Genomic DNA, 9,639 nt, shown 5'->3' on the forward strand with positions numbered 1-9,639 from the left:
CCTCTGAACGCGGTCGTTGGTGATACCAACTACCGCATTCAGAGGACGAAATGCGAGAGGGGCTAGGCGCAGACCTTCCGGAGGGCGTCGAGCCGGTCGAGGTTGCGCTTGGTCCAGTCCGCGATCTTGCCCGCGTCCTGGATGTTCTCCTTCTGCACCTGCAGGTACGAGTCGGCCATACCGGTGAGCGCGCTCGCGACGTTCTGCTCGCCGACGCTGTTCGCCAGCTCACGCAGCCGCTTCTCCTTGTCCGCGGCGCGTTCCTTGATCGTCGCCGGGTCCGGATTGAGGTCGGCGAGGCTGAGCGCCTCGGCGCAGGCACCGACCTTCGTCGCGGCCTTGTTCGTCTGATCGACGGCGTTCGTGACCTCGCTGCAGCCCGCCAGCGCGAGTCCGGCGGCCGCCAGTAGCGCCGCGATTCCCAACCTCTTCATGAAGACCACAGTAGCGAGGAACGTGGGTGGTATGTCGGGTTCCCCGCCACACCACCCACGTTTCAGCCCTTCACGCAGACGACCTGCTTGAGGTGCGCGACCACCTCGACGAGATCCGTCTGCGCCTTGATCACCGTTTCGATGTCCTTGTACGCGGCCGGGATCTCGTCCACCACACCGGAGTCCTTGCGGCATTCCACGCCGGCGGTCTGCGCGGCGAGGTCCTCGGCGGTGTACAGCTTCTTGGCCTTGTTCCGCGACATCCGGCGGCCCGCCCCGTGCGACGCGGACTGGAAGGACGACGCGTTCCCGAGGCCGCGCACGATGTACGAACCGGTGCCCATGCTGCCCGGGATGATCCCGAGGTCACCCGAACCCGCGCGGATCGCGCCCTTGCGGGTCACCAGGAGGTCGACGCCGTCGTAGGTCTCCTCGGCGACGTAGTTGTGGTGGCAGCTGATCGCGTCGTCGAACGTCGTCTGCGGCACGACGTCCTTCAGCGCCTGCTTCACGAGCGCGACCATGGTGGCGCGGTTGCGCGCCGCGTAGTCCTGCGCCCAGAACAGGTCGCGCCGGTACGCCCGCATCTCCGGCGTGCCCGCGACGAACACCGCGAGGTCCGGATCCGGCAGATCCGCGTTGTGCGGCAGCTTCCGCGCGACGGCCATGTGCCGTTCCGCGAGTTCCTTGCCGATGTTGCGCGAACCGGAGTGCAGCATCAGCCACACGCGGCCTTCGTCCTCGCCGCCCTGTTCGAGGCAGACCTCGATGAAGTGGTTGCCGCCGCCGAGGCTCCCGATCTGGCGCGACGCGCGGTCGTGCAGTTCCTGGACGCCGGGATGCAGGTCGCCGAAGGACTTCCAGAAGGCGTCCCAGCCACCGACACCGTGCACCTTCGCCGGGTTCACCGGGGTCTTGTGCAGGCCGAACCCGACCGGGACGGCCGATTCGATCCGGCGGCGGAGCTTCAGCAGGTCGTCGGGCAGGTCGGCGGCGGTGAGCGAGGTCCGCACCGCGCTCATCCCGCAGCCGATGTCCACGCCGACGGCGGCCGGGGACACCGCGTCGCGCATCGCGATCACGCTGCCGACGGTCGCGCCCTTGCCGTAGTGGACGTCGGGCATGACCGCGACGCCGTGCACCCACGGCAGGTTGGCGACGTTGTGCAGCTGTCGCATGGCCTGGTCCTCGACCGATGCGGGGTCCGCCCACATCCGGATCGGAACCCGCGAGCCTTCGACCGCCGTGTACATGACTTTCCTTTCGTGGAAAACGTTTTGTCGTCGTCGAGAATGCACCGATCGGGCGAACCGGACAAGGCAATTATCTGATCCACAATGGACAGTCCACATGCGACGACGCGCGCCGGGGTGATGTTCATCCCGAAGTCTTCGATCGTATTCGAAAAGTGATCGGCCGCGCGAGGCGCTTCGGGCACAATGAGCGCTCGGTGTCGGGGGTACACCAACTCTGGGGAAGGTCCGTTTCACAGTGAAGTCTTTTCGTGGGCTGCTCGCTGCCGTCCTGCTGGCGGGGTTCCCGCTGCTCGTGCTCGCCTTCGTGGGCGGGATCGTGACACTCGAAGTACTGGCCTTGCGGCACAACGTCATCGCGGCGGTGAAGCTCGGCATCATCACCGTTCCGGTCGGCTGGATCCTGCTGAAGACCCTGCTCACGGTCGAGCGGGTGACCGACGACGACGTACCCGGTGTCCAGGTGACGCCGGAGTCGCAACCCGCGCTCTGGGCGCTGGTCCGGGAACTGGCGGCCGAGGCGGGCACCCGCCCGCCGGACGAGATCTACCTCGATCCGGACGTCAACGCCGCGGTCACCGAGCGCACCTCGTGGCTCGGGCTGCGGGTGCTGCGCCGCCGCATGATCATCGGGGTCCCGCTGATCATGGGCCTGCGCCAGGACCAGTTCCGCGCCGTGCTCGCGCACGAACTGGGGCATTACAGCAACAAGGACACCCGCTTCGCCGCACTGACCTATCGCGGGCGCAAGTCGATCGCGCGGGTCGTCAACGGCCTCGACCGCGACGGCTACTTCGAACGCTTCGTCGGATGGCTCTTCAAGCAGTACGCGAAGCTGTATTTCGTCGTCTCGATGAGTGTCTGCCGGGCTCAGGAGCTCGCGGCCGACGCCGTCTCGGCACGGCTCGCGGGTACCGACGCGGCGACCTCGGCCCTGCGCGAGATCGAAGCGCTGGCCGTCACCTGGCGGTTCTTCATGAACAACTACGCCGCGATCGGCTGGGACGCCGGGTATCTCCCGGACCGGTTCGGCGAGGGCTATCGCGCGCTGCTCACCGACCCGACCAGGGCGGAGCAGTTGGAGGAGATGCGCCGGAACCCGTCGGAGGACGAGACGTCGCGATGGGACACGCATCCGGCCACCCGCGACCGGGTCGCGACGCTCGAAGCGGGCACCCGGGTCCCGGTCCGCCCTGGCGGCGAACGTCCGGCGACCGAACTGCTGACCGGTGCCGAGAAGATGCTCGACGAGGCGCTGTTCACCGTCTTCTCCGACGAGGCGCACACGAAACGGCGGACGGACTGGCAGTCGCTGGTCGCCATCGGCCATCGTCACGCCGCCGCCGAAGCGGCCGCCGAGGTCCTCGGCGAGCGCACCCTCGACATGGCGCTGGACCTCCTCGACGCGGGCAGGCACGAGGAGCTCGCCGATCCGGACGCGGCGCCGCCCGCCGGTGCCGGTCCGCGCGCCCGCCGGGAGTTCGCCGTCGTCTCGGTCCGCCGGCGGCTGGCGGTCGTCGTGCACGCGGCGCTCACCGACGTCGGCGCGGGGCGATGGTCGCTTTCGTGGTCCGGACCGGCGCCGTTCACCGTGGACGAGCCGCTGGAAGGCCGGCTGGAGCCCGCGCTCGACCAGGCCACCGCGGCCGAATCCGACACCGCCCCGCTGCGTGCGCTGCTGACGGCCGCCGGCGTGCCCGCCGGCTACCGGCCGGCTCTCACTCTTGTTCGTTCTTAAGGAGTTTTCATGCTTTGGCTGCTCAAATCCCGTCAGCGCAAGGCCGTGTTCGCCGTGATGAAGGAAGCGAAGCGGCGCGGCGTCAGCATCGACGAACTCGACAACGTGCTGACGCCCGAAGAGTTCGCCGCGCTGCTGCCGCCGGAGAAGCCCAAGTTCAAGGGCAGGATCCCGGACGTCACCCGCTGGGGTCTCCCGGCCGACGGCGAGGTGTCGGCCAAGGAGTACTGGACCGACGGGGAGATCCTCGCGGTGCAGGAGTCGACCGCCCGCGGCGAATGGGAAGGCGCCGCGGCGCTGCTGGCGTCGACCCGGGGGAACTGGGCTCGCCGCGACCAGGTGACCGGCGCGCTCGGCGAGGCCGCCGCGAAGGACGACGAGTGGCTGCGCGCGTGGCGCAAGGCCCGCCCCGGCGACCCGGGCGCGGCGCTCGTCAACGCGGCGTCCCTGGTGGACGTGGCTTGGGAGGTGCGCAGCTCACTGCAGGCGAAGCACGTCACGCAGGAGCAGTTCGCCGCGTTCTTCCGGGTGCTGGAGCAGGCCGAGGATGCCGTGCACGAGGCGGCCGGGCTCGCTCCCGAAGACCCGACGCCGTGGGTGACCGCGCTCACGATCGCGATGGGTCGGCAGTACGAGAACGACGAGTACCGGAAGGTCTGGGCGGAACTCGTCGCCCGCGACCCACGGCACCGCGGCGCGCACTCACGGGCGTTGCAGTACTGGTGCGCGAAGTGGTTCGGCTCGAACGAGCTGATGTGGGAGTTCGCCGGGACCGCGGCCGCGGAGTCGCCGAACCTGGCGCCGCTGCTGCTGGCCGCGGCGCACGAGGCCGAGTTCCAGGACGTTCCCGCTTGGCGTTCGCCGCGGGTGTCCGGCGCGCTCGACGGGATCCTGGCGCTTCTCGACGGCGAAGACTATCCGGAGAAACGGGGAGACCGGGCGTATCTGGCGAAGGCGCTCGTGGAGAACGGACGCTTCGACGAGGCCGTCGAGCAGTTCCGGCACTTGGGCACGCGGGCGGACGGCGGGGTTTGGTCCTACAGCGGGGATCCTCGGGGCGAGTTCCTCGCTACGCGGTATGCGGCCTGCGCTGGTGCTGCGCGCGTTTAGTCCTCTGAATGCGTTGGCCGCCCGTCGCCCCAAGGACCTCGTGACATGAGCCGGGAGTGCCCACGGGACCGATCATGGCGCCACCGTCCACAAGGAACTCCAGGTCGGCCCGTGTGCTCGATTTGAGTGGTTCACCGAGGGGTCGTGAGTGGCAATGGTCGTTCTAACCCTCATTTCCACTCACGACCCCCCGCGCGAAACCGTGCATATGGTGATCAATCGTTCATTTCACCACGCGCAGGCGTCCCTTGTGGACACTCATGCCCTGAAGGCGGCTCAGCGGATGCGAGGAAAGGACCTTTCCTCGCAAATTTTGCGAGGAAAGGACCTTTCATGGCACGGGTCAGGAGTTCGCGGCGACCAGTTCCGCGATCTGCACGGCGTTGAGCGCCGCACCCTTCCGCAGGTTGTCGTTCGACAGGAACAGCACCAGGCCGCGACCGCCGTCGACGCCCGGGTCCGTCCGCAGCCGCCCGACGTAGGACGGGTCCTGGCCGGCGGCCTGCAGCGGGGTCGGGATGTCCGACAGCTCGACGCCGGGCGCGCCGGTCAGCAGTTCGGTCGCGCGGGCGACGGAAAGCGGCTGCGCGAACTCGGCGTTGATCGAGATCGAGTGCCCCGAGAACACCGGCACCCGCACGCAGGTGCACGAGACCCGCAGCTCCGGGATGCTCAGGATCTTCCGGCTCTCGTTGCGGAACTTCTTCTCCTCGTCCGTCTCGAACTCGCCATCGTCCACAATGGACCCGGCCAGCGGGAGGACGTTGTGCGCGATGGGCCGCGCGTACTTCTTCGGCTCGGGGAAGGTCACCGCCGCACCGTCGTGGGTCAGGGCGCCCGCGTTCGCCGCGGCCGCGGCGAGCTGGCCTTCCAGCTCCTCGACGCCGGCGAGCCCGCTGCCGGAAACCGCCTGGTAGGTGCTGGCCACAAGCCGCACCAGACCCGCTTCGGCGTGCAGCGGCTTGAGCACCGGCATCGCGGCCATGGTGGTGCAGTTGGGGTTCGCGATGATCCCCTTGCGCGCTTCCTTGACCGCCTCCGGGTTGACCTCGCTGACGATCAGCGGGACGTCCGGGTCCATCCGCCACGCCGACGAGTTGTCGATCACCGTGGCACCGGCGGCGGCGAACCGTTCCGCCTGGGCTTTGGAGGTCGAGCCGCCCGCCGAGAACAGCGCGATGTCCAAACCGGACGGATCCGCGGTCGTCGCGTCCTCGATGACGATTTCCCCGTCACGCCAAGGAAGCTTCGAACCGGCGGACCGTGCCGAAGCGAAGTACCGCATTTCGGCGACCGGGAAACCCCGTTCGGCCAGCAGACGGCGCATGACGCCGCCGACCTGACCGGTCGCCCCGACCACGCCTACCCGCAAACCTTCCGACATCAGCGACCACTCCCCGCGTAGACGACGGCTTCTTCGTCGCCGCCGAGTTCGAACGCCTCATGGATCGCGCGCACCGCGTCGTCGAGCTGCGCGTCCCGGATGAGCACCGAGATCCGGATCTCCGAGGTGTTGATGATTTCGATGTTGACGCCCGACTGCGCGAGCGCCTCGCAGAACGTCGCCGTGACACCGGGGTGCGAACGCATCCCCGCGCCGACGAGCGACACCTTGCCGACATGGTCGTCGTAGAGGACCGACTCGAAGCCGATCTCGTCCTTGATCTTCTCCAGCGACTGCACGGCCTTGGCCCCGTTGGCCTTCGACAGGGTGAACGTGATGTCGGTGCGGCCCGACGAGGTGCTGGACACGTTCTGCAGCACCATGTCGATGTCGATCTCGTTGTCGGCGATCACGCGGAAGATCCGGGCGGCGGCACCGGTGGTGTCGGGTACGCCGGTCACCGTGATCTTGGCTTCGGAGCGGTCGTGCGCCACACCGGTGATCAACGCTTGTTCCACGGGGATCTCCTCGATAGAACCGGTCACCGTGGTGCCCGGCTTGTCACTGTAGGAAGAACGGACTCGGATCGGGACGCCGTAGCGGCGCGCGTACTCCACCGAGCGCAGGTGCAGGATCTTCGATCCGCTCGCGGCGAGCTCCAGCATCTCCTCGTAGGCGATGGTGTCGAGCTTGCGGGCGTCGGACACGACCCGGGGATCGGCGGTGTACACACCGTCCACATCGGAATAGATCTCGCAGACGTCGGCGTTCAGCGCCGCGGCCAGCGCGACGGCGGTGGTGTCCGAACCGCCGCGGCCGAGGGTGGTGATGTCCTTGGTGTCCTGCGACACGCCCTGGAAACCGGCCACCAGCGCGATGTAGCCCTGGTCGAGTGCCTCCGTCACGCGGCTGGGGCTGACGTCGATGATCCGCGCGTTGCCGTGCACCGACGTCGTCACCACGCCCGCCTGCGAACCGGTGAACGACCAGGCCTCCGCGCCGTGGGCCGAAATCGCCATCGCCACCAGCGAGTTGGAGATGCGCTCACCCGCGGTGAGCAGCATGTCCATCTCACGCTCCGGCGGAGCCGGGTTGACCTGCTGAGCCAGGTCGAGCAGCTCGTCGGTGGTGTCGCCCATGGCGGAGCAGACGACGACCACGTCGTTGCCCGCCTTCTTGGTGGCGACGATGCGTTCCGCGACGCGTTTGATCCGGTCGGCACTTTCCAGCGACGAACCGCCGTACTTCTGGACCACGAGGGCCACGCCCGAACCTCCTCGACGGGCCGGGCGTGCTCCTCGTGGGCACCGAGGAGCCCCCGCGTCCCTTATTTGGGCGAAAGCCTACCGGGGTCACGCACGCCCGCCACCCTCGTAAGTTGTCCTGACCACCACATAGAGGACGTCCCGAAGTAAATCTTCCTTAACACCAACGAAATAGTCGGAGGGCTTTCACTTTAGTGACGGAGAGCACCCCTTGTTATCGTCCGCCAATGCACAAACCCGCCCGAACGAGTACCCCGATCGCGCCGATCATGGCCGCCAGGTGGAGCCCGCGAGCCTACGACGAGGCCGCCACGGTGTCCGAAGACCAGCTCCGCGCGCTGCTCGAAGCGGCTCGCTGGGCGCCGTCGTTCGGCAACACCCAGCCCGCCCGCTACCTGGTCGGCCTGCGCGGCACGCCGGCGTTCGACCGCATCCTCTCGACGCTCAACTCGGGCAACCGCGCGTGGGCCCATCGCGCCGGGCTGCTGCTGATCGGCGTGATGGTGACCACGAACGAGAAGGGCGACGTCCCGTACGCCGAGTACGGGCTGGGCTTGGCGAGTGAGAACCTCGTGCTCCAGGCCGTCGACCTCGGCCTGATCGCGCACCAGATGGCGGGCTTCTCCGCCGAGGCGGCGAAGGACTTCTTCGGCCTCCCCGACGACGTCGTCCCCAAGGTCGCCATCGCGGTCGGCCACCCCGCGGACCCGTCGGTGCTCGAAGAGGACTGGCGGATCGAGCGCGAGAAGGCGCCGCGGGAGCGGATTCCCCTGGCCGAGTTCGCCTACGCCGACGCCTGGGGCACAAGCGCCTTCTCCGGGTGAGGGAGCCATCGCAGAGCGAGAACCCCTAGCCCGACGTGCAGCAGGCTGAGCACCGCCACGGCGGTGTGCAGACCGGCGACGAAGGCCGCCTTCGCGTCAAGAGCGGCGGCGGGCGCGATTTCGAGGGTTTCCCCGAGGGTGGGCGCGAGATCCGGTCCCGCCAGGCGGAACACCAGCGCGGCGAGCGAGCCCATGAGCGCGATACCCAGCGCGTTGCCGATCTCGTTGCTGGTCTCGGCGATCGCGCCCGCGGCTCCGGCCCGTTCGGCGGGCACCGCGGCGACGGCCGTGTCGGCCACCACGCTGAACGAGATGCCGTAGCCGATCCCGGCGACCACCGTCGACGCGACGTACCAGCCCGCGCCGCCCATGACCCCGGTCATGAGCAGCAGTGCCAGCCCGGCGGCGATGGAGAAATGGCAGGCGACCAGCGCCGTTCGCTTGCCGACGCGGTCCACCAGCGCGGGCGTGACGACACACATGATCGTGAGGACGGCCGCGCCGGGCAGCGCCAGCAGCGCCGCGTGCAGGACGGGCAGGCCGAGTACGGACTGCAGGTGGATCCCCGACAGGTACGCGGCCGCCGACCACGCGGCCAACGGCACCAGCCCGGTGACGATCGCGATCGTGAAGACGCGGTCGCGGAACAGGGAGAACTCGATCAGCGGATGCTCCAGTCCGCGCTGCCGCCGGACGAACCACGTCAGCAGCACCGCGCCGGCGATCCCGGAAGCGACCGAGGCGACGGAGAGACCGTCGGCCGCCGCGTGCTTGATCCCGTAGATCGCGAGCAGGAGACCGGCGGCGGAGAGCACCACGCTCGGCACGTCGACCCGGCCCGTCCCGGCGGCCCGCACTTCGCGCAACAGCACCGGCGCGAGCGCCAGGAACACCGCGATCACCGGCAGGTTGACCAGGAAGACCGAGCCCCACGGGAAGCGTTCCAGCAGGATCCCGCCGACGACCGGCCCGATCGCGAATCCGGCGGCGAACGCGGCCGCGAAGATCCCGATGGCGCGCGCCCGTCGTCGCGGATCGGGGAAGAGTTCGCTCAGCACGGCCAGCGCGGACGGCAGGAGCGTCGCGCCCGCGAGCCCCATCAGCGCGCGGAAGGCGACGAGCGTTTCCGGATTCGGGGCGAAGGCCGCGCCCGCCGAGCCGATGCCGAACACGGCGGCGCCGATCATCAGCAGTTTCAGCCGTCCGTACCGGTCGCCGATGGCGCCGAACGCGATCAGCAGCGAGCCGACCGCGAAGCCGTAGACGTCGAGGATCCACAGCGCCTGATCGGCCGTGGGCGTGAGCGCCTGGCTGATCCTGGGCATCGCGAGGAACAGGATCGAGCCGTCCATCGAGACCAGGAACACCGGGCAGAGGATCACCAGCAGGCCGAACCAGGCGCGGGTGTGCTGTCGTGTCATGCCTTCGACGCTGTACGGGCTTCGAGACCGCAGCCATCCCCATGCCATGGGTACACCTCGCGGGTACACCCAGTGCGCTTACTGGATGGCCCCCTTCAGGTACATGAAGGCCCCCATCCTTGCGCCTAGGTGTATTGACCTGGGAGGTTGGGGACGCGGCTGGCGGGTGGTTTGCCGGCGAGTGCGGTGTGGCCGCGGTGGTGATTGTAG

8 protein-coding genes are annotated in these 9,639 nt (G+C 68.8%); 3 read left to right on the forward strand and 5 right to left on the reverse strand.

Annotated features, from left to right (window positions below; translation table 11 throughout):
- Nucleotides 1-62: 62 nt before the first annotated feature.
- Both ACSMFO_RS31680 and ACSMFO_RS31685 read right to left on the reverse strand, forming a co-directional pair.
- The gene (locus ACSMFO_RS31680) at nt 63-434 is read right to left on the reverse strand and encodes a hypothetical protein (RefSeq protein WP_037336230.1); all 372 of its coding nucleotides are present in this window, start codon (nt 432-434) and stop codon (nt 63-65) included.
- Between the two features lie 62 nt (nt 435-496).
- Nucleotides 497-1,687 carry an RtcB family protein gene (locus ACSMFO_RS31685; RefSeq protein WP_436461523.1) on the reverse strand — a complete coding sequence of 397 codons (1,191 nt, stop codon included), beginning with the start codon at nt 1,685-1,687 and terminating at the stop codon, nt 497-499.
- A 238-nt stretch (nt 1,688-1,925) separates the two neighbouring features.
- Here ACSMFO_RS31685 and ACSMFO_RS31690 point away from each other — a divergent pair, with 238 nt between their 5' ends.
- Nucleotides 1,926-3,425 carry a M48 family metallopeptidase gene (locus ACSMFO_RS31690; RefSeq protein ID WP_436461524.1) on the forward strand — a complete coding sequence of 500 codons (1,500 nt, stop codon included), beginning with the start codon at nt 1,926-1,928 and terminating at the stop codon, nt 3,423-3,425.
- Nucleotides 3,426-3,434: 9 nt separating this feature from the next.
- A complete protein-coding gene (locus ACSMFO_RS31695) occupies nt 3,435-4,535 on the forward strand; it encodes a DUF4034 domain-containing protein (protein WP_436461525.1) in 1,101 nt (366 codons plus the stop codon).
- Nucleotides 4,536-4,878: 343 nt separating this feature from the next.
- Here ACSMFO_RS31695 and ACSMFO_RS31700 read toward each other — a convergent pair whose 3' ends face one another.
- Both ACSMFO_RS31700 and ACSMFO_RS31705 read right to left on the reverse strand, forming a co-directional pair.
- On the reverse strand, nt 4,879-5,919 hold the full coding sequence (locus ACSMFO_RS31700) for an aspartate-semialdehyde dehydrogenase (protein ID WP_073845707.1): 1,041 nt from the start codon (nt 5,917-5,919) through the stop codon (nt 4,879-4,881).
- Entirely contained in the window at nt 5,919-7,184 is a 1,266-nt protein-coding gene (locus ACSMFO_RS31705; RefSeq protein WP_037334984.1) for an aspartate kinase, read from the reverse strand. Before ACSMFO_RS31705 ends, ACSMFO_RS31700 begins: the two co-directional genes overlap by 1 nt.
- Before the next feature lie 227 nt (nt 7,185-7,411).
- Here ACSMFO_RS31705 and ACSMFO_RS31710 point away from each other — a divergent pair, with 227 nt between their 5' ends.
- On the forward strand, nt 7,412-8,008 hold the full coding sequence (locus tag ACSMFO_RS31710) for a nitroreductase family protein (protein WP_436461526.1): 597 nt from the start codon (nt 7,412-7,414) through the stop codon (nt 8,006-8,008).
- Here the strand turns inward: ACSMFO_RS31710 and ACSMFO_RS31715 are convergent.
- A complete protein-coding gene (locus ACSMFO_RS31715) occupies nt 7,969-9,429 on the reverse strand; it encodes an MFS transporter (protein WP_436461527.1) in 1,461 nt (486 codons plus the stop codon). The genes ACSMFO_RS31710 and ACSMFO_RS31715 overlap by 40 nt on opposite strands.
- Between the last annotated feature and the right edge of the window lie 210 nt (nt 9,430-9,639).

The organism is Amycolatopsis sp. w19 (assembly GCF_051373225.1).
Lineage (GTDB): Bacteria > Actinomycetota > Actinomycetes > Mycobacteriales > Pseudonocardiaceae > Amycolatopsis > Amycolatopsis japonica.

Bases quoted from the DNA above. Each gene is read 5' to 3' on its own strand.
- ACSMFO_RS31680 (WP_037336230.1), bottom strand. From the start codon at position 434: ATGAAGAGGTTGGGAATCGCGGCGCTACTGGCGGCCGCCGGACTCGCG.
- ACSMFO_RS31685 (WP_436461523.1), bottom strand. From the start codon at position 1,687: ATGTACACGGCGGTCGAAGGCTCGCGGGTTCCGATCCGGATGTGGGCG.
- ACSMFO_RS31695 (WP_436461525.1), top strand. From the start codon at position 3,435: ATGCTTTGGCTGCTCAAATCCCGTCAGCGCAAGGCCGTGTTCGCCGTG.
- ACSMFO_RS31700 (WP_073845707.1), bottom strand. From the start codon at position 5,919: ATGTCGGAAGGTTTGCGGGTAGGCGTGGTCGGGGCGACCGGTCAGGTC.
- ACSMFO_RS31710 (WP_436461526.1), top strand. From the start codon at position 7,412: ATGCACAAACCCGCCCGAACGAGTACCCCGATCGCGCCGATCATGGCC.
- ACSMFO_RS31715 (WP_436461527.1), bottom strand. From the start codon at position 9,429: ATGACACGACAGCACACCCGCGCCTGGTTCGGCCTGCTGGTGATCCTC.